General features: G+C 61.2%; 21 protein-coding genes and 3 pseudogenes. 12 read left to right on the plus strand and 12 right to left on the minus strand.

All coding sequences use genetic code 11. The features are described 5' to 3' along the window. Window positions 1-76 precede the first annotated feature (76 nt). The 3 genes and pseudogenes from tnpA to ABID58_RS30055 all read left to right on the plus strand — a co-directional run. Window positions 77-463, plus strand: coding sequence for an IS66-like element accessory protein TnpA (gene tnpA, locus ABID58_RS37425; RefSeq protein WP_502916442.1), 387 nt, complete (start codon window positions 77-79; stop codon window positions 461-463). Continuing rightward, complete coding sequence (gene tnpB / locus ABID58_RS30050; protein ID WP_354036459.1) at window positions 460-807, plus strand: IS66 family insertion sequence element accessory protein TnpB; 348 nt, start codon at window positions 460-462, stop codon at window positions 805-807. Before tnpA ends, tnpB begins: the two co-directional genes overlap by 4 nt. Window positions 808-900: 93 nt before the next feature. Continuing rightward, window positions 901-1239, plus strand: a pseudogene (locus tag ABID58_RS30055) (transposase domain-containing protein); the annotation flags it as partial. A 25-nt stretch (window positions 1240-1264) separates the two neighbouring features. Here the strand turns inward: ABID58_RS30055 and ABID58_RS30060 are convergent. Next, entirely contained in the window at window positions 1265-2191 is a 927-nt protein-coding gene (locus ABID58_RS30060) for an IS630 family transposase (RefSeq protein WP_354036460.1), read from the minus strand. Window positions 2192-2404: 213 nt separating this feature from the next. Between ABID58_RS30060 and tnpC the strand changes: the two are divergent. Beyond that, a pseudogene (tnpC, locus tag ABID58_RS30065) lies at window positions 2405-3244 on the plus strand (IS66 family transposase); the annotation flags it as partial. A 239-nt stretch (window positions 3245-3483) separates the two neighbouring features. Here tnpC and ABID58_RS30070 read toward each other — a convergent pair. The 3 genes from ABID58_RS30070 to ABID58_RS30080 form a co-directional block, all read right to left on the minus strand. Beyond that, the gene (locus ABID58_RS30070; RefSeq protein ID WP_502916439.1) at window positions 3484-3993 is read right to left on the minus strand and encodes a molybdopterin cofactor-binding domain-containing protein; all 510 of its coding nucleotides are present in this window, start codon (window positions 3991-3993) and stop codon (window positions 3484-3486) included. A 122-nt stretch (window positions 3994-4115) separates the two neighbouring features. Further along, window positions 4116-4667 carry a hypothetical protein gene (locus ABID58_RS30075; RefSeq protein ID WP_502916440.1) on the minus strand — a complete coding sequence of 184 codons (552 nt, stop codon included), beginning with the start codon at window positions 4665-4667 and terminating at the stop codon, window positions 4116-4118. A 137-nt stretch (window positions 4668-4804) separates the two neighbouring features. Beyond that, window positions 4805-5026: a hypothetical protein gene (locus tag ABID58_RS30080; RefSeq protein ID WP_354036462.1), complete on the minus strand. Its 222-nt coding sequence runs from the start codon at window positions 5024-5026 to the stop codon at window positions 4805-4807. 469 nt (window positions 5027-5495) lie between these two features. Between ABID58_RS30080 and ABID58_RS30085 the strand changes: the two genes are divergently transcribed. Then, entirely contained in the window at window positions 5496-5663 is a 168-nt protein-coding gene (locus tag ABID58_RS30085) for a hypothetical protein (RefSeq protein ID WP_354036463.1), read from the plus strand. Window positions 5664-5904: 241 nt separating this feature from the next. On the opposite strand, the gene ABID58_RS30090 is transcribed toward ABID58_RS30085, so the two are convergent. Together ABID58_RS30090 and ABID58_RS30095 are read right to left on the minus strand one after the other, a co-directional pair. After that, window positions 5905-7248, minus strand: a complete 1344-nt coding sequence (locus ABID58_RS30090) for an alpha/beta fold hydrolase (protein ID WP_354036465.1) — start codon at window positions 7246-7248, stop codon at window positions 5905-5907. Between the two features lie 37 nt (window positions 7249-7285). Further along, the gene (locus ABID58_RS30095; RefSeq protein ID WP_354036466.1) at window positions 7286-8284 is read right to left on the minus strand and encodes an alpha/beta fold hydrolase; all 999 of its coding nucleotides are present in this window, start codon (window positions 8282-8284) and stop codon (window positions 7286-7288) included. 328 nt (window positions 8285-8612) lie between these two features. On the opposite strand from ABID58_RS30095, the gene ABID58_RS30100 reads away from it, so the two are divergent. Further along, window positions 8613-9005: a VOC family protein gene (locus ABID58_RS30100; RefSeq protein ID WP_354036467.1), complete on the plus strand. Its 393-nt coding sequence runs from the start codon at window positions 8613-8615 to the stop codon at window positions 9003-9005. A gap of 187 nt (window positions 9006-9192) precedes the next feature. On the opposite strand, the gene ABID58_RS30105 is transcribed toward ABID58_RS30100, so the two are convergent. The 3 genes from ABID58_RS30105 to ABID58_RS30115 all read right to left on the minus strand — a co-directional run bounded on the left by ABID58_RS30105 (window position 9193) and on the right by ABID58_RS30115 (window position 10315). Further along, window positions 9193-9486: a hypothetical protein gene (locus tag ABID58_RS30105; RefSeq protein WP_148752518.1), complete on the minus strand. Its 294-nt coding sequence runs from the start codon at window positions 9484-9486 to the stop codon at window positions 9193-9195. A 77-nt stretch (window positions 9487-9563) separates the two neighbouring features. Further along, a complete protein-coding gene (locus ABID58_RS30110; RefSeq protein ID WP_354036468.1) occupies window positions 9564-9884 on the minus strand; it encodes an SDR family NAD(P)-dependent oxidoreductase in 321 nt (106 codons plus the stop codon). Further along, the gene (locus tag ABID58_RS30115; RefSeq protein WP_354036469.1) at window positions 9881-10315 is read right to left on the minus strand and encodes an SDR family NAD(P)-dependent oxidoreductase; all 435 of its coding nucleotides are present in this window, start codon (window positions 10313-10315) and stop codon (window positions 9881-9883) included. Before ABID58_RS30115 ends, ABID58_RS30110 begins: the two co-directional genes overlap by 4 nt. A 158-nt stretch (window positions 10316-10473) precedes the next feature. Here ABID58_RS30115 and ABID58_RS30120 point away from each other — a divergent pair, with 158 nt between their 5' ends. Next, the gene (locus ABID58_RS30120) at window positions 10474-11034 is read left to right on the plus strand and encodes a type 1 glutamine amidotransferase domain-containing protein (protein ID WP_354036470.1); all 561 of its coding nucleotides are present in this window, start codon (window positions 10474-10476) and stop codon (window positions 11032-11034) included. 386 nt (window positions 11035-11420) lie between these two features. On the opposite strand, the gene ABID58_RS30125 is transcribed toward ABID58_RS30120, so the two are convergent. Then, window positions 11421-12170, minus strand: a complete 750-nt coding sequence (locus ABID58_RS30125; RefSeq protein ID WP_354036471.1) for a MauE/DoxX family redox-associated membrane protein — start codon at window positions 12168-12170, stop codon at window positions 11421-11423. 10 nt (window positions 12171-12180) lie between these two features. Next, entirely contained in the window at window positions 12181-12312 is a 132-nt protein-coding gene (locus ABID58_RS30130) for a hypothetical protein (RefSeq protein WP_354036472.1), read from the minus strand. Between the two features lie 282 nt (window positions 12313-12594). Between ABID58_RS30130 and ABID58_RS30135 the strand changes: the two genes are divergently transcribed. The 4 genes and pseudogenes from ABID58_RS30135 to ABID58_RS30150 all read left to right on the plus strand — a co-directional run bounded on the left by ABID58_RS30135 (window position 12595) and on the right by ABID58_RS30150 (window position 15080). Beyond that, on the plus strand, window positions 12595-12795 hold the full coding sequence (locus tag ABID58_RS30135; RefSeq protein WP_354036473.1) for a hypothetical protein: 201 nt from the start codon (window positions 12595-12597) through the stop codon (window positions 12793-12795). After that, on the plus strand, window positions 12792-13226 hold the full coding sequence (locus tag ABID58_RS30140; protein ID WP_148752512.1) for a PPC domain-containing DNA-binding protein: 435 nt from the start codon (window positions 12792-12794) through the stop codon (window positions 13224-13226). The genes ABID58_RS30135 and ABID58_RS30140 overlap by 4 nt, the downstream gene beginning before the upstream one ends. A gap of 81 nt (window positions 13227-13307) precedes the next feature. Next, window positions 13308-13579 (plus strand): annotated as a pseudogene (locus ABID58_RS30145) (MgtC/SapB family protein); the annotation flags it as partial. A 214-nt stretch (window positions 13580-13793) separates the two neighbouring features. Beyond that, the gene (locus tag ABID58_RS30150) at window positions 13794-15080 is read left to right on the plus strand and encodes a hypothetical protein (protein ID WP_354036474.1); all 1287 of its coding nucleotides are present in this window, start codon (window positions 13794-13796) and stop codon (window positions 15078-15080) included. A 74-nt stretch (window positions 15081-15154) separates the two neighbouring features. Here the strand turns inward: ABID58_RS30150 and ABID58_RS30155 are convergent, their stop codons facing one another. Further along, window positions 15155-16369 (minus strand): oxalate decarboxylase family bicupin, encoded by a 1215-nt coding sequence (locus tag ABID58_RS30155; protein WP_354036475.1) that lies wholly within the window; start codon window positions 16367-16369, stop codon window positions 15155-15157. A 152-nt stretch (window positions 16370-16521) separates the two neighbouring features. On the opposite strand from ABID58_RS30155, the gene ABID58_RS30160 reads away from it, so the two are divergent. Then, window positions 16522-18330 (plus strand): thiamine pyrophosphate-dependent enzyme, encoded by a 1809-nt coding sequence (locus ABID58_RS30160; protein WP_354036476.1) that lies wholly within the window; start codon window positions 16522-16524, stop codon window positions 18328-18330. Window positions 18331-18414: the final 84 nt, after the last annotated feature.

An 18414-nucleotide genomic window follows, 5' to 3' on the forward strand; every position in this document is an offset into this window, starting at 1 on the left:
TCCCGGATTGTGCTTGAGCATGAGATGATTTGCTCACTAATTTGCAAGCAAATGAGCAAACGTGACAACGGTTACGATGCTGTCTGGTCCAGAGCGGCGACGGCGTTGGAGCGCTGCCGAGAAGCTTCGGATCGTGGAGGAGAGTCTGGCGCCTGGGGCCAGTGTTGTCGAGGTTGCTCGACGACATGACGTTCACCGCAACCTGGTTACACTTTGGCGGCGGCAGGCGCGCACAGGTGTCCTCGCCTACGGGTCTGATCCGATGCAGCGGCAGGATGACGCGGTTCGTTTTGCAGCAGTCTCCATCGCGCCCGACCGGCAATCGTTGACGGCGCCCTCCGGAAGCTGCGGTTCGATCGAGATTGAGTTTGCGGCCGGGGCCCGGATGCGAATCACGGGCGCGGTTGACGCGGCGACGCTGACCGCAGTCGTGGCGGCGCTGACCGATGGACGGCCACGATGATCCCGTTGCCGACCGGCGTGCGGGTATGGCTGGCGACCGGCTATACCGACATGCGGAAGGGCTTTCCGTCGCTGGCCCTGCAAGTCCAGGAGATCTTGCACCGCGACCCGCTGTGCGGCCATCTGTTTTGCTTCCGCGGTCGTTGCGGCAACCTGCTGAAGGTGATCTGGCATGACGGCCAGGGCGCGTGCCTATTCACAAAACGCCTGGAGCGGGGTCGCTTCATCTGGCCGAGCCCGGCCGAGGGTGTGGCGACGATCTCGTCGGCGCAACTCGGTTATCTCTTGTCCGGGATCGACTGGCGGCACCCACAAGAGACGTGGCGGCCGACCTCGGTCGGATGAGGCTTTGAGCTTGCAGATCGTGATGGATGTGATTCCATCATCGTCGTGACCACATCTGAATCGCTTCCCAATGACCTGGCCGCCGCGCATGCGATGATCCTCGCAGAGCGCGCCGCGCGCCTGGAAGCGGAGGCAGTCGCGGCGAGCGCCAAAGCGGAGGCCGCCAATGCCAAGGCGGCTGAGGCACTGATCAGTTATCTCAAGCTCGAGATTGAGAAGCTGCGTCGCCAGATTTACGGCAGCCGCTCGGAGCGCAAGGCGCGGCTCCTGGAGCAGATGGAGCTTCAGCTCGAAGAGTTGGAAGCAACCGCAACCGAAGACGAACTGGCGGCTGAGAGGGCGGCGGCTCAGACACAGACCGTCAGGTCCTTCCAGCGCAAGCGGCCGTCGCGCAAACCGTTCCCCGAGCATCTGCCGCGCGAACGCGTAGTTCAGCGTTTTCTTGGTTCGAATCATATCAGACGGCGTCGGCGAGTTTGTAGGACCAGGTGTGGATGACAGGATGGCGATTGACGTCGTCGATGCCAGCCATGATGCGCTCCTTGAGTTCGTGTTTTGAAGCCACCCGGATAGGGCGCAGGACTGAACGGGCGAACTTGGAGAAGAATCCCTCGATGAGATTGAGCCACGAGCCGTGCTTGGGGGTGAAGGTGAGTTCGAAGCGTCCAATCGGTCGAGTGGCGAGCCAGGTTCTGGTTTCTCTCGATATGTGCGCGGAATGATTGTCGAGAATCAACTTGATCGCGGTCCTCGCCGGATAGGCGGCATCGAGGAGTTTGAGGAATTCTATGAACTCTCGGCTGCGGTGGCGGTCTTTGACGACCGCGTGGACCTTCCCGGTGAGCAGGTCAATCCCCGCCAACAGGCTGAGCGTGCCGTGACGTTTGTACTCATGATCGCGCGCAAAGGTGGCGTGGACGCCAGGCTTGGCGGCAAATCCGGCGCTGTCGTTGCGATGGCCTGGATTCCCGGCTTCTCGTCGCAGGAGACGATAGTCACCGGCTTTGCCCGTCGCTTTCCCTTGGCAGAGGCTTTCTTCCTCTTGGGCGAGGATCTTGCACACCGTTTCCTGGACCAAATTAGCCAAACACACATGCCCTGCCGCCGGCCCCTGTTCGCGCGCATGGCGCGCCAAGAGCCGCGTCGTCCACAACTCATGCGGATAGCCATGATCTTTGGCCTTGTCACACGCCAGCGACACCAGCCAGGCTTTGGCCTCAGGCGTGATCGTTGGCTCCTTGCCTGGTCGCGGACGATCATCGAGGGCCACCAGCGGGCCATCGGCCAGTGCTCGCTCGACACAGCGCTGCACCGTCTGATGATGGACCCCAAGTCTTTGGCCCACCGCGCAGAACGAAGGATTTTCCCGATACGCCAGCAGCATCTGGGCCCGCGATACCCGGCTCGCCAAGTTCTCGACCGCGAAAGAGCCGCCAAGGTCGACAGCTCTTCATCACTCATTGCCAATTCGACCGCTCGCCGCCATCCTGCCATGATACAGCTCCTCGTTTCGCCGACCGCAAACGAGGAATCCGCCAACAACCCGTCCGTTCCACCAATTCAACCCGCTCCACCGCGCAGGTTTCATGGAATCGGTCGTCTAGTGATCCTGGCGCCGGAGAGCTGTCCCTGCTGCGGGTCATCGAAGCTCTCGAAGCTGGGCGAAGATATTACCGAGACGCTGGAGGTCATTCCGCGGCAGTGGAAGGTGATCCAGACCGTGCGTGAGAGGTTCTCCTGCCGGAACTGTGAGACGATCACCCAGCCGCCGGCGCCCTTCCATGTGACGCCGCGCGGCCTTGCCGGCCCCAACCTCTTGGCCATGATCCTGTTCGAGAAGTTCGGCTAACATCAACCCTTGAACCGGCAGAGCGAGCGCTATGCGCGGGAAGGCATCGATCTGAGCCTGTCGACACTGGCCGACCAGGTCGGTGCCTGTGCGGCGGCCCTGCAGCCGCTTTATCGGCTGATCGAGCGTCACGTCCTCTGCGCCCAGCGGCTGCACGGCGATGACACCACGGTGCCGATCCTGGCCAAGGGCCAGACGGTCAAAGGACACATCTGGACCTATGTCCGTGACGACCGACCATTCGGCGGCCGGGCGCCGCCGGGTGCGCTCTATTACGCCTCGCGCGACCGACGGCGGGAGCATCCCACTCAGCATCTCCAAAGTTTCTCCGGCATCCTGCAGGCCGACGCCTATAGCGGCTACAACGAACTGTATGACGCCTCGCGCGCGCAGGGACCGGTCACGCCCGCACTCTGTTGGGCTCACGTCAGGCGGCAGTTTTTTGAGCTGGCGGACATCGCCGCCAATGCGAGACGAGACAAGAACGCTGCGGCGATCTCGCCGATCGCCCTGGAGGCGGTCAAGCGCATCGATGCACTGTTCGATATTGAGCGCGGCATCAACGGCCAGCGGATCGGAGTTCGGCGCAGGCATCAAGCATGCGGTCGATCAAGGCTGGCTCGAACTGCATGAGAGCGGCACCTACGTGCGGCTACTCACGCTCGGCGAGGATCTGCTCCGTCAATAGATCAGCGTGAAGGATAACCACGCCGCGACGGATGCGCAGAGACAAATTCCAAGATAAGGCAATGCAAGGCGCATCGGGATTCCCTCCGAAACGCAAATATGGGTAAGGTTCTCATGTTTGGACGATGGCGACTAGGAATCTATGGTTGCAATCCGCGCGCCTTAGGACCTCGCGCACAGGGCGCTGCTTGATATTTGCCAGCTCGCTCAAGCTGGCGGAGCGGCCCCGGCCTACCCCAAAAGCCCCTTGAAGCCGGGCCTGGCCTGGTCGAGTGCGTGTTACTCCAGACCTCGTAGTGCCAACCCGTCACGCGTCCATCGGCATCCAATCCTGCTTGCACCTTTCCGATCATCGCCGGGCCATAAGGCTCGAACATATGCTCCTGCTCGCGCGTCCATTGCAGGCGAACCGGCTGACCAGGGACAGCACGCGCCAGCAGAGCGGCATCGGCCGCGGCAACGTCCGCACCATTGTGGCTATAGCAACCTGATCCCTGCGGATGTACGAGGTGGACCTGCTCCGGCGGGAGGCCAAGCAATTCGCTCAATGCTTTCCGGTCGGGATAGACGCCCTGCGTGTAGGACCAGACCCGCATCGTGCCCGCATCGAAATGCGCGACGGCGCAGGACGGTCCAATTGAGCCGTGCATCTGGTAGGGCCGGGGTCTCGGTGCCAAGCCAGTTACGCGGCGTGTGGCAGGCGCCGCAACGCGCCAACCCCTCTGCGAGATAAACGCCGCGGTTCCATGCAGCGCTTTGGTTGGGATCGGGCCTATAGGGCCGGGGGCGGAAGAACAGGGAGCTTCCAGCCGGCGACCATCAGCCGGATATTCAGGGGAAACGCCAGCCCCGGCGGTGAGGTTGCTGCGCTGATCGGCTCCCGCGTCATGAGGAAGGCGTAAAGCGCCCGGTCGTCGTCGCTCACGAGCGTAAAATGATCATAGGGGAAGGCGGGGTAGAGGCGACGCCCTCCACGATCGATCCCCTCTCGCATAACGCGAATGAAGGCTCGCTCTGACCAGCGACCGATACCGGTATCGCGATCTGGCGTTATGTTCGTCGAATAGATCGTGCCGAAGGGCGTAGGGACGGGCTGTCCGCCCGCAAAGGTCCGGCCTTCCGGCGCGGTGTGGCACACATTGCAGTTACCGATTGCGGCGAGGTCAGCTCCTCGCTTGATCTGCCGTCGATCGAACGCCTGCGCCGTCGGCGGTTGGATGGGATTTATCGGGGAATGCCAGGCGTACGCGACGAAACCTGTGGCGCTCACCGCGAGCACGCATAGAGCAGCCAACCTTGTTTGGCCGGAAGAAAGAATCGCCACGCCGTACGGACGCCCCACGACCTAACGCAACAATGGGGCCTTCGTTCGTTCCGGGAAAACCGTGTGGCGGAAGGCGATAATGGTGAACGGGGAGCGACGCCCCGGGCGGTCACATCGGGCGTGGCTTTTTCCCGATCTCACTTCTTCACGTCGGGCTTGGCTGGTGCGCCGTCGCGCTCTCGCTTCACATTCCCCTTGGCGGCGCTCATGCCCGTCGTGTCCATCTTGCCATCTTCCTTTGCGCCGTTGGTCATGGCTGGCTTTTCCATGCCGGTTTGAGGAGCGGGACCGGTATCTTGGGCGCAGGCGACCCCGCCCAAGACCAAGACAAAGGCGGCGCAAGCAATAATCGACTTCATTCGTCTCTCCCCTTATTCGCGTCGAGGTTTTCGTATCTCGTGCGGCGGCATATGACCCGGCTCGGTCTTCGGAGAGGTTTGAGCGCGGTTTTTCTCCTTGGGCTGTTCCTGGCCCTTCTCGTCCAGAACAACTCCTTGGCCTTCGCTATTTTTTTGTCATGGCGTACCTCTCATGAGTTACGAGGAACGATCATGGCGCCCCAGCGTTCCCAAAAAATGAATTGCCCCTCCTGCGATACGCCCGGTGTTTGCCGAGAGAGGATTTGATCTCTAGGAACATGCAGCCCGCGCCGATATTTATCTGGCTTGATGAGAACACAGCCCAATGCCTGGGAGATAGCGTGGAATTATCTGCGGCTCTCCGGGCGGATCGACAACAACCTTCAGTCGGCAGTGAGGCCCAAAAGATGGCGGCTGACCAGATCGTTCGCGGCCGATACGAACATGGTCGAACTTGAGGAGTGGGTGCGTGGCTAAAGATCCAATCAATGGCCGCGAGCCAGAACTCTCCGAAGAGGACATCCAGCGCGAGCAACTCGGACCCCGCGGCGTGCCGGGCAGGGAAAGTCCGACCAAAATGACGCCGCAACGAGAGAAGAAAATGCCGAAGAACGTTGACCCTGGCCACACAGGATAACGCAATCCTGCATCCAGGAACCGGCAGGCTGCTTCGGCGTTTCGGTGTCATGATCAAACGCATCCTCAGCATTTTTCGCCCTCAGCCGACGCCGGAGCAGATCGCACAAGAGATCCTGCAGGACCTTCTCCGTGATCTCGATCGGGTGAGGTGAGGCGCTTCACAGCCGGCAATTCCGGATGCCTCGCCCAAGGTCCGCCGACCAGGTTTTCCTCTTTGGCACGAGACGCACGAGTCCCGTTCACGCTGCAAAGCCGCACATGCTCAGGATCGCGGCTGCGAAAGCATCTGGTGCTTCACGCGGTACGAAGTGGCCGACGCCCGTGAGCACGCGACGCTCGTAGCGGTTCTTGAAATATCGCTCCTTGTAATCGGAGGTGACTGGCAGATTATCGCGGTCATCGGCGCCCTGAAGCATGATGGTCGGCACACCTATTGCGGGCGGCTCGGCCAGACGGCGCTCGACGTCTTCGTGCGCGCCTGCGCCCGGCGCGTCGTGCCAGCGTTGGCGATAGGCATGGATGCTGATCGCAGCCCAGTCGGGATTGTCGAGCGAGCCTGCCATGGCTTCAAACTCGGAGTCTCGGCCTGGCCACCCGGGTGACCAGGTTTCCCAAAGATAGCGGCAAAGCCTTCTGCGGTCGTCGTGGTAGGCCTTCTCGCCTTGCGACGTCGCAACATACCATTCGTACCAATAAGACTTCGCAAGCTCGTACGGCATGTCGCGCGGCGGAATGGCGGTTGCGTAACCTGCCGCCGCGGTCACAAGAGCGGCCAGTCTTTGCGGAAACAGCGCGGCCACTCCGTATGCGGCACGTGCTCCCCAGTCATAGCCGGCGAGCACGACGTCGTTCAGATTCAACGCGTCCAGGAATTGCGACAGGTCGAGCGTGAGGGCCGCAATTGCGCCGCTGCGCATGATGGAGTCGTGCAGGAATCGGGTCGGCCCCGATCCACGAAGGTAGGGTGCGTAGATACAGAACTTGTGCCCGCCGAGCCTCGCGATCGTCTTGTCCCAGCATCGAACGTCGTCCGGCCAGCCATGCACAAGAACCAGCGGTCGGCCGTCGACCGGCCCCGCCCTCTCATAGGCAATGTCCAGCTCGTTGGTTCGGCAAACGAGCTGCTCGGGCTCCGGCACGCGCCCGGATGTGGGAGGACCAGGCTGTCGCCGGCCGTGCAGCTTCGCAATGTTGTCGAGACCCGCCTTCAAAAAATTTCTGACATTCTCGACCGTCCTTGCCTCGTCCGACGTTGGCTCGAATTCCGCCGACCATACGACGGTGCTGGAGCCGTCGTGGTTATCGTTCACCCGCAATTCGGCGGTGTAGTCGCGAACCGGCATGGCCGTCTTTTCCATTCGGTAGCGGTAAGAATGCCGTGCCGGCGCAGCCTCGAGCAAACGCTCGATCTGTCGACCTCCGTCCGTGCCTTCGGCCGTGCGGAGAGCACCTGCACGTTCGCCCTCACTCTCGACCTTGGACAATAATGGGTGCCATTGCCCGACGGCGCCGAACCTGCCGATATCCGTCCAAAGCGCATCCGGCCTTTCGGTAATCCGCGTGGTCTCAACGACCCTGGTCATCGCGCGCTCCTCCCTATTTCAATATGACGGTTCGAGATCAATCATGCTGGTCCGTCTGTGCTCCCAGGCGCTCGCCGCTGCCCTGATCGCGCAAAAAGGCGAGAAGTTGCCGTGAAAGATAGTCGGGATTTTCATCGGGCAACCAGTGTCCTGTCTTCGGCGCAACACCGCCATGCACGTCCTGCGCGACCTCCTTCGCCATCGCGGTTTCCGTCCAACAATTGCTCTTCTCGCCCGCCAGCGCCAGAACCGGCATCGACAGCTTTCTGCTCATGAATGTCTTGAAGCGCTGCTCGTCCTCAGGAAAGGCACGGTAGAGTTCGAACCCGGCCCTGAGACCGCCGGGAGCAGTGTAGGCGCGCGCGTATACGGCAACATCTTCATCGGCGACCGGCGCTGCGAGCCGCTTCTTGTAGAAGTCTGAAACATAGGCGTGCTCGCGACCGACAACGAGCATCTCCGCGACGTCGCGCTGCTGATTCAGACCGAAATGCCAGATCTGCGGGTCCTGCTTGGCGAGCGCCTCGTCCCAAACATGGGTGCCGGGCAAGGGCACGTCGAGCAGCGCGAGCTTGCTGATCTCGACGGGCCATTGAGCCGCATAGGCGTAGGCGACCATCGCGCCGATGTCGCGGCCAACCAGATCAATCCGATCGCGGCCGAATTGATGAACCATGCTGCGGATATCGGCGGCCATGGTCGCCTTGTCATAACCACCTTGCGGCTTGTCCGAATCGCCCGCGCCGCGATAGTCCACCGCGACCACGCGAAATCCGGCCGCCGCCAACGCCGGCATGACATGCCGCCAAGTATACCAGGTTTGCGGCCAGCCATGCAGGAGGACGATCATTTCGCCGCTGGCGGGACCGCCGACGACATAGTGCAAGCGCACGCCATTGGCCTCGATATAAGCATGCGTGAATTGCCGATCGAAATCGGCGGGCAGGCCGCTGCGCAAGGCGAGAGATGATGGTTCGTCGCCGGAGATCGGCTCCGGTCCCTCGGCGTACGCCGCTTCGCACGCCGCCATAGTCATGCTGAACGTTACGGCAAATGCGATTGTCCGGAGTGACAACGTGGCTTGTGCCTTTGAAAACCAACGCATGGGAGAACTTCCGTTGCTGGGCGAGGTGGGGCAAGTCGCCGCCCAACGACGGAGGCCGAAGCAAGTTCCTGTTGTTCCGGCGGGCCAGGTGACGCCAGCGGAATCCTGGCGCCGCTCAAATGCCGCAGGCATTGGAACGGGTGTCGATCGCTCTCATTTGACGAGAGGGAAAATGCCCGATCGGGCTGTGAGGATCTGATCCGGTCGCATCGAGGTGCGAACTCGGCAGGTCGTGTTCTCTGTTGTGGGAGATGCCATCATGACAATCGATTTCAATCACACGATTCTGGCGGCTCGCGACAGCAAGGCCTCGGCTGACTACCTCGCCGAGATGCTGGGATTGCCGGCGCCGCGGCGTTGGGGGCCGTTCTACATGGTGACGACCGACAACGGCGCCAATCTCGATTACATGGACTCGAAAGGCGAGATTGCGCATCAGCACTACGCATTTCTGGTTGGCGACGCCGAGTTCGACGCGATACTCGAGCGAATTTGCCAGCGGAACCTGGCCTATTGGGCCGATCCCGGTCGGCAAACAGCAGGCAAAATCAACAATCACGACGGCGGGCGCGGTCTCTATTTCGAGGAGCTGAACGGGCACCTGCTCGAAATTATCACGCGTCCCTATGGGAGCGGCGGCTGGAATCCGTAACAAAGCCGGATTGTGCCGAGCCGGCGAAGCGCTTCCGTGGGTAATTGCAATGCGCTCGAAAAGCGGCACTCAAACCCGGTGGGCATCATCCCAGCTTCCTGAAGAGTGCGCGCTACGACCCGATGCGCAAAGAGGACGAACGAGACATCGACGAGCCCGGCCTCGCTGAGAGACCGGGCTCAAACCGTCAGCGGCGTTTCCTTGCGCCTGTCTTCGTCGCGCGCCGGTTATAAGGAGAGCGATTGATCGGCTTCAACGAAATACCTTCGCGCTGAGCCTTGCTGCGAATCGCCGTGATCGGGCGTTGAAGCTTGATGCTCATCACTCCCGTGGGCGTATTGCCCTTCGCGAGCTGTCTCAACATTCTGACATCAGCCGTCGACCACGGCTGACGCGAGCGCCGCTTATATGAGGGGCTTGCCTTGCGCGGCCCCTTCTTGCCGATGGGCGAGGCGGGTCGTTTCCATGCTGCACGTGCCATTTCGGTCCTCCAAAAAAAACTAAGGCACGAATCAGCAGGTTTGTTCCATGCTCGCTCTACAGCGGTCCGTCGAGGCGCTATTCCTGCGGCGGCTGCCCGTTGGAGGCGGACACGCCACCATCAACCGCCGCATTGGCCCCGGTCATGAAGCTCGCGTCTTCACTGGCGAGGAAGGCGATGACTGCGGCGACTTCCTTCGGCTCGCAGACGCGCCCCAACGGGATCCGCTCGGCGAACTTCGCGAGTAGTTCTTTGTCATCCATCATGTCTTCGGTCATTCCAGTGCGCGTGAGGCTCGGACAAACCGCGTTCACGCGGACGCCGTTCTTGCCGAAGTCGAGCGCAAGAGCTCGCGTAAGATTCACGACCGCCCCCTTGGCCGCGTTGTAGGGGCTCATGCCCCAGTCGCCGCCGGTCCCTGAAACCGAGAGCCATTTGTCTTCTCAAGATGGGGTAGCGCTGCGCGGCAGCCGTAAAATACGCCATCGACGTCGATCGCCATGACGTTTCGCCACTTGTCGTCGGTGATCGCCGCCACATCGCCGCCTTCATGGACGCCGGCGTTGTTCACGATAACGTCCAAACGTCCGAAGCGCTCGAGGACTGCGGCGACCATACGGTCAACCGCCTTCGAATTCGATACGTCGGCGCCATGAGCCATGGTCTGGTCGACGGGCAGGCTCTTGGCGACTTTCTCAAGGAGATCTTTGTTGCGGTCAACCATGGCCACTTTGGCGCCCTCAGCCACGAAGCGACGTGCCGTGGCTTCTCCGATGCCGGAAGCCGCCCCTGTGACGATGATGACCTTGCCATGGAACCTTTCGGACATCTGAGACACTCTTTCGGACATCTGAGACGCTCCTGCATCTGCCCGTCGGACAACCCTCTTCGCGTCCATTGGGTCCTAACTCGTCAGGGCGAGGCTTCTCAGGAACGAAGTCCGAGGCGATCGATTGTTGGACGAAGCTCAAACGAAGGAGTGGACCGATGGATCTGACTGGAAAAAAGATCGCCATTCTCGCAACGAACGGCTTCGAACAGGCCGAGCTTGAGGTGCCTCAGGAACGGCTGAAGAAGGCCGGTGCGACGGTCCATGTCGTCTCGATCACCGCTGGCGAGATCAAGGGCTGGGACAAGAAGGATTGGGGCCAACCGGTGAAGGTCGACAAGACGCTCGACGAGGCTTCGGCCAACGATTACGACGCGATCGTGTTGCCCGGCGGCCAGATCAATCCGGATCTCCTGCGGGTCGAACCGAAGGCGCTGAAGTTCATCAAGGACATCTTCGATGCCAAGAAAGTCGTCGCGGCGGTCTGCCACGCCCCTTGGCTTCTGATCGAGACAGGAATCGCGAAGGGCCGCAAGATGACCTCGTTCAAATCGATCAAGACCGACGTCGCGAATGCCGGCGCGAAGTGGGAGGATGCCGAGGTAGTCGTCGACCAAGGCGTCATCACCTCTCGCAATCCCGGTGATCTCGAGGCGTTTTGCGTCAAGATAGTCGAGGAGGTCAAGGAAGGCCGGCACACGCAGCGCAGCGCGGCTTGATGGCGGTGAGAACCGCAAAGATAGCGGCCAAGGCCGGCCTCGATTGCCGAGCAGTCTGAGTGCATCTGGCCGGCCCGTTTTTACGCCGTTCGTGTTGGCTTCGGCGGATGCGAACATCGCCGGATGGCCATCAATGCACCGTCGTGTGATTTCCACCCCGAGCGAACAGCAAGCGACAACGAGATTGGGCGCGGAGGAACGAAGGTGGTCTGGCGAGTTATATGGTTCGTGAAGGTTCCGCTCAGACACCTTCGCCCCCGCGGAAAGGGCGAGGGGTGGAGAGACCATCCTCAAGACACTGGCAAGGAAAGCGATCTTCGTGGCTGGATTGGCAGGCGCGGCCGTTCTCGCGCTGATGATCCTGATCCTTACGCGGCAGCTCAGCCCTAGCGGATCGCCATCCACATGCCCATGACGACCATCATCAAATTTTCCGTCAGCGAAATGAATCCGAGTGGAACCTTGCTGTCGCCTCCGACGCATGCGCATTTGAGCTCGCGGTGATCGAGATAAACGGCCTTGAAGACGGAGGTGGCTCCTATTCCGCCGATGACGATCGCGATCGGTATAGCGACCCACCTCAACGGGCCGCCGGCAATCATGAGTACGCCGGCAATGGCTTCGCCGAATGGATAGACATAAGCATAACGCACGTTTCTTTGGGCCAGAAGATCGTAGCCAAGGAACATGTTCGAAAAGGTTTCCAGATCCCGAAGCTTCAGGATCGCCAGGATGCACATGCTGAATGCCACGAACCATTCCGGGGCGCGTAGCGTCATCAACGTTCCACTGGCTGCCCACGTTGCCGCCAGCGCCATGGCCAGCGCCGTTGCGAAGACCGCTATGACGGGTTGATAGCTGGCCGCGTTTGGAGGGGCGATCGGTTTGTGGAAATACCGCCGAAGGTCGTCGTAGTCTCCACTGCGAGTCCCGGTGATGAACGTTTGCGGCGTCGTTTCGACGCGATGGTTTGCCATGAAGGCGTTCGTCTCGGCCCGGCTCTTGAGCTGATGGTCTTCGACATCAAACCCCTGGCGCTGCAAGAGGTCCAGCGATTTGAGGCCGAAAGGGCAGATGTGCTCGGGCGTCACCATTCGATAGAGAGCCGCCGATTTCCTGCGCGTCTGATCCAACATTCCCGACCCATCAGTTCTGGGCTTCTGAAAAAACGCGGTCGAAGCCCGTCAGGTGAACAGGACGCCGTAATGGTCGCTGACGCTTCGCGGTGCGGAAGCCGAGCGCAGCGTACGATACCTTGCTGCTGATCTTGTCGATCATGATGCGCCCGATCGTGCGGATCCTCTGTCTATCTGAGCCATAAAACGGTCGTACCTTCGCCTTGTCACTCCCGATCAAGTTGCCTCTCTCTCGCGTTTCGCTCGTCATGGTTCGCCCCAGCGGGCTTTTGTCCTCAATACGGCGTGCCGCAGGAGGTTCCTATCGTTGCCGCACCAGCGCAGGGCGGCAATCCACCGCGCTCAAGGACCGACGGTCCCGGAAAACTGACGATGGAAACTTCCACGGTCCGGTTCGTTGGTTTCGCGGATCATGGAGGACCCTATGACGCGATTGCAAGAGAAGGCCAAGGCGCGGACCAAGCGGATCATCGGGCAAATGGTCGGCGACAACGAGCTGGTGGAAGAGGGCAAGGAGGAGCATCGGCGGGCCGAAGGATGTGAGGCCGCTGACGTTGGCGACCGGACAGAAGGCGAGACTCGTGATAACCCGGCGACCAAACCAAGGCGCGGGATTGTCCGATGAAATCGAAGTCGATCAATGACGGCGCAGAGCGGACTTTCGTCCTGATTCTCGATCAAGGCGAAGAGGCTTTTGAATCCATCACGGAATTCGCAGATCGCGAGCGGATCGCGGGCGCTTCCGTATCAGCAATTGGTGCCTTCTCGGGAGCCAAGGTCGGCTGGTTTGATTTCGCTGCAAAAGCATACAAGCCGATCGAAGTGAAAGAGCAATGCGAGGTTCTGAGCCTGCTCGGTGATGTGGCGCAAGGTGATGACGGCAAGGCCAGTTTGCATCTGCACGCAGTCCTCGGCCTGAAGGATGGTACGCTCCGTGGCGGTCATTTCCTGTCGGGAGCAGTACAGCCGACGCTGGAGGTGACGATCATCGAGACTGCGCTGCACCTTCGTCGCAAGAAACGCAGCGATCTCGGTATCGCGCTCATCAGCATCTAGAGGAAGACGCGCGGACGGTTGCGAACATGAGAAAGCGGCATTTCTGACTGGTTCTGAGATGGACTGGATTGGGGACGTGCGATGGACATGCCGATGTATCGAACGCCGGCGGACATTGCCATACGGCTAGCGTTGACCATGTTCGCCGGTGGCATCATAGGCCTCAACCGAGGCGCGCGGGCATGCGGCGGGGTTCAGGACGACCCATCCTGGTGTGTCTCGCTGCGTCCGTTGCCATGATCCAGGCCAATATCCTGCTGCCGTTGGCCGGTAAGACTTCCGAGCCGTCTTCCGTCATGGATCTCATGCGGCTGCCGCTAGGAATTTTGACCGGCGTAGGCTTTATCGGGGGGCGGCACGATCCTGAAGGGCGGCGTCGCGTGGAAGCAGCCCGAACAGGAGGAAGTGCCACTGGATCTGTTGCGAATCGTCGAAAACAAATTCGAGCTCAAGGCATTCGAACTCACGACCGACGGCGGACGCTGATTTGCGGCGTCGAACCCCGCCTTTCCGGTGTAGGAGCCGAATCCGACTGTCCGCGTTATCTTCGTGGACGGTTGGGAATCGATGATGGAAACGCTTGAGCGATATCTCGACAGGAAGCGCGAAGAATTCGAGCTGTTGAACGGCTCCCTTAAAAACCCAATGACCATTCGTCGGCCTGAATCCGTCGCCGAAGTGATTGAACGCAAATTCCACCTCGCTGCGGCGCTAAAGGCAGAGCACGACCTTCACGATTGGGCGCTGACTGAAACGGCCTGGGCCCAGCCAGCCCGGCGGCGGTCCGGACCGTTTGAATTCAGCTACGACTATCAGCGTGCTGATCTCGAGGTCACTGGTCCGTCGTTCTACCAACTCGAAGATTTCGAAGTTGACGCGTGCATTTATACCTCATCCGGCATGGCGGCGATATCGGCCCTGCTGCTGGCCTCCGCCCGCGTCGTGGGTGAAGCTGAATTGCTGCTCTTGCCCGGATCTTATAGCGAAACGGTCGAGCTCATTGACCTTCATGTCCGGCACTTGACGCCCCGGGTATTGGATAAGCCGCTCGGTGCAACGGTGTTGCGGGCTCGGCGACCCCAAATGCTGCTCCTCGATTCCTGCGCGGCGGCCGACGACTTTGCAGCGACGCTACGGTGCGCGAAGCCCGATCTGGATTTGGTGATCTTTGACACGACCTGCTTCTCGAGCGGTTCGGGGCGCATCCGTCGGGTGATTGACTGGACGCGACGTCATCAGATTCCTGTCGTCCTTGTTCGCAGTCACACCAAGCTGGACTCTCTCGGACTGGAATATGGCCGGCTTGGATCTGTCGCGTTTCTTGGCGGCGGTCCGGCGGGCGTCGCGCGGCACTTCTCGCTGCGGAGCCTGATTGGGGAGACGCGCATTGCCGTTAGACTATTCGGAGGCGCGGCGCTGCCTGCACACTTTCCGCCTTATGCGGGCAGTCGGGCTTATCGACGTCTGACTAATAAGCGTATTGCGGCTATCTTGCGCAACAGCAGGCGTACAGTGCGTTGCTTTGCCTCGGAGCTTGCTTGCGCCGCTGCAGAACTTCATTTCGCTCACGGATTATATGTCACGCTTGCTCCCTTGAGAGCGCTGGATGAACGGCACGCAAAGGAGGTAGCTGCGGAGTTAAGCCAGGACTTGGCCAAGGCCGGTCTGCCGCTGCGACACGCAGGGAGTTTTGGCTTCGACTTCGGCGCCGCCGAATGGAGCTACGATGGGAGACGCGAACGCCACGTCGTGAGGCTTGCGGTGCCAGATCTGCCAACGGCACTCTGGGACGAAGTCGCCTTGGCTGCGGCGAACTGGTGGAATGCGTGGCAGGCGCCATCGCGTAAGGCCTAGGTACTTGGCCGGCCGTTCGCGGGCTTGTCCCTGGTTAGGTGGTGAGAAAACAGAAGGAGCTTCCAAGCGTAGCCCTACACGACGGGCTGCTTGTCCTTACGTAACTGGTCCAAAACGGCGCGGTCGATCTTCAGATGTGCATGAACCAGCTCCGGCGGCGTGAGCGCCATCCATTGTGCCAGCGACACGTCCATGAAACGTGGCGCCTTGAACAATTCGAGAAAGCGTAGCGGCTCGCTGCCGGCATTCTCGACGAAATGGCTCATCGACATCGGCACGTATCCGACGTCGCCTGCCCGGTAGTCGAACGTGCGAGCGCGAGCCTCGGCAGCAAACACAGTCATTCTCGCCTTGCCTGATATGTAATATTGCCACTCGTCGGCATTCGGGTGCCAATGCAGCTCCCGCATGTGACCCGGATTGACCTCGACTAGGGCCGCGGCGACGTCGGTGGAAATAGGGAAATTGCGGGTGTCGGCTATTCTAACGTTACCGCCCGGGGATTGCGTTGCAGGCTGTTGCATGAGCCTGAAGACCATGTCTGACGGCACCTCGCGCAGGCGATTGCGAACCGCGTCGGCCGACAGGTTTTGCGGTGGTGGCTCGGCTTGAAAGATGAACAGCTCCTCCTTCGGGATACGATCGAGCGCATTGATGCCAATGCCGAGATTTTTCGCCAGCGTGCTGCGGTCGTTGTGGGTGAACAGGTCCGTGATCGCAAACGTACTGTCCTCCGAGAACTCGCCGTCAGGAAACGCCAGCAGGAATTCGCAACCGTCGTCCGGCAGCCCTTGAATCGAATGCGGGATGCCAGCCGGAAAATACCAGAGGTCACCAGGGCCGACATCGGCAACGAAGTTGTGGCCGTCATTGTCGACCGCCGTAATACGCGCCCTTCCGGCCAGCATGAACGACCATTCGGCTTGTTTGTGCCAATGAAGCTCTCGGACGCCACCCGACGTCAAGCGCATGTTGACGCCCGCCATCGTGGTCGAAATCGGCAGTTCGCGCTGTGTGACCTCGCGGGACCAGCCACCTTCGCGCATCTTCATATGAGCGTCCGCAAACGAGAACCGCAGATTGGGCATTGAGCCGTGATCTGTCGAGGGCGGACGCAGGATGTCAGGATTTTCCTGCTCTCGCTCCGGGTTGCGCGGGCCTGCAATCGGGGCCCCGTTGCTGTTCATCACGGGCTCGCTCCTTTCCTGAGCGCTGGCTGCGGTAAGGCCCAGAGCGGCCACAGACGCCAGGAGAGTTCGCCGGGTCGGAGAGTTACCTGGAGGGTTCATAGCCTGCTCCTCTCGGGCGAACGCCCGCAACCGTCCGCAGTTCCAAACTCACGAAGGCGTGGCATCGGCCCTGCTGCGAAATTGCAACCCGAAGCTTTCAAGGCGGTTTGCTGGGCCAGCGAAGCTTCCATTTCAACTCCAGGAGTGACGGCATGCCGGGCATTTTCGATCTGGATCGACGAGACTTCATTTCCGGCGCCGCGACGGGGCTCGCGCTCGCAGGCACTGCGGCGAGTCCTGCCATGGACGCTCCCCCAACAGACACGAAGCCTTCGGTATCGTCGCAGCCCGCGCCGGAATTTGGTGACGAGGAGACGACAGCCGACATTCTGGTCGAGACCCTGATCGCCTGGGGCGCAACGCACGCCTTCGGCATTGTTGGAGACGGCATCAACTCCATCGTCGAGGCGTTGCGCAAGCGCTCCGACCGCATTCGCTATGTCGGCGTGCGGCATGAAGAAGCTGCGGCCTTCATGGCGTCGGGCTTTGCCAAGCACACCGGCCGGCTTGGCGTCTGTGTCGGCACGACCGGACCCGGTGCGATCCATTTGCTCAATGGTCTCTACGACGCCGCCTTCGATGGCGCACCAGTCGTGGCGTTCACCGGCCTGACTTTCCACGATCTCACGGGTGTCCGTTATCAGCAGAGCGTGGATACCGTCAGGCTGATGCAGGGCGTGGCGCTGTACAATGAGGCGGTCAGCGGGCCGGAGCATGCGGTCATCGTCGGCAACCGGGCCTGCCGGGCGGCGTTCGGCGATCGCGGCGTCGCGCATCTGGCCGTCTCGAAGGACGTGCAGATGGTGAAACGCTCCGCGGACCGGAGATCAATGCGAAATCCAGGCGCCCGCACCTCGTCATCCTGGACGGTTCCGCTCGCGCCGGCCCCGGAAGATCAAATCCGCGCGGCGGCGGAAGTCCTGAATTCCGGGCGTCGCATTGCCATTCTGGCGGGGCAGGGCGCGCTGCATGCGCGTGAGGAAGTCACGCAGCTCGCCGATGTCCTGGGCGCTCCCGTCGCCAAGTCGCTGCTTGGCAAGGCCGTGCTCGCCGACGATTCACCGCTGACGACCGGCGGCATCGGTGACCTCGGCACAGCACCATCATCCTGGGCAATGAAGAATTGCGAGACCGTGCTGATCCTTGGGTCGACCATGCCGTGGGAGGAATACTACCCGCGTCCGGGACAGGCGCGCGGGATCCAGATCGATCTCAAGGCCGACCGCGTCGGCCTGCGCTATCCGGTCGAGGTCGGGCTCGTGGCGGACGTCAAGGCCACCCTCGGAGCAATGTTGCCGTCGCTGCGCCGCAACAGCGACCGGTCGTTCCTGATCGAGGCGCAGCAGCGCATGTCCGACTGGAACGGCATGCTCGAGAAGATTGAGATGGACCGGCGCGCGCCTCTGCGTCCGCAGATGGTGGTGCGCGCGTTGAGTGACCTCTTGGCGGACGACGCCATCATCTCACTCGACTGCGGCGCCAACACCCATTTTGCGGCGCGTTGTCTTCGCCTTCGTGAAAACCAGCGCCTGACGGGCACCGGCATGCTGGCCAGCATGGCGCCAGGCCTGCCATTCGCAATCGCGGCACAACTGGCATGGCCGAAGCGGCAGTCGGTGGCCGTCGTCGGCGATGGCGGCTTTGCCATGCTGATGGCCGAACTTTCAACCGCAGTCGCGCAAGGTCTCCCGGTCAAGTTCATCCTGCTCAAGAATAACAGTCTCGCGGAGGTCATGTTCGAGCAGCGCGAGATCGGTAATCCGGAGTTCGGCTGCGGGCTGGCGCCGATTGATTTCGTGAGCTTTGCGAAAGCCTGTGGCGCCGATGCGTTCCGCTGCGTGACGCCAGACGAGATCAAGCCGGCTATTCGAGCCGCGCTGGACTCGAGCAAACCCGCCTTGGTCGAAGCGGTCGTGGATGCCGAGGAAAAGCCGACAAAACCGGAGCAGCTGAAAGCCTAATCCGGGTGTCAGGCGTCTCGTCGCAGGATGCCCGGCGGCCGAGCGACCGTGGCACGATTGGTCCATTTCCAGGAACTAACCCGC

Source organism: Bradyrhizobium sp. S3.2.6, assembly GCF_040546885.1.
Classification (GTDB): domain Bacteria; phylum Pseudomonadota; class Alphaproteobacteria; order Rhizobiales; family Xanthobacteraceae; genus Bradyrhizobium; species Bradyrhizobium cytisi.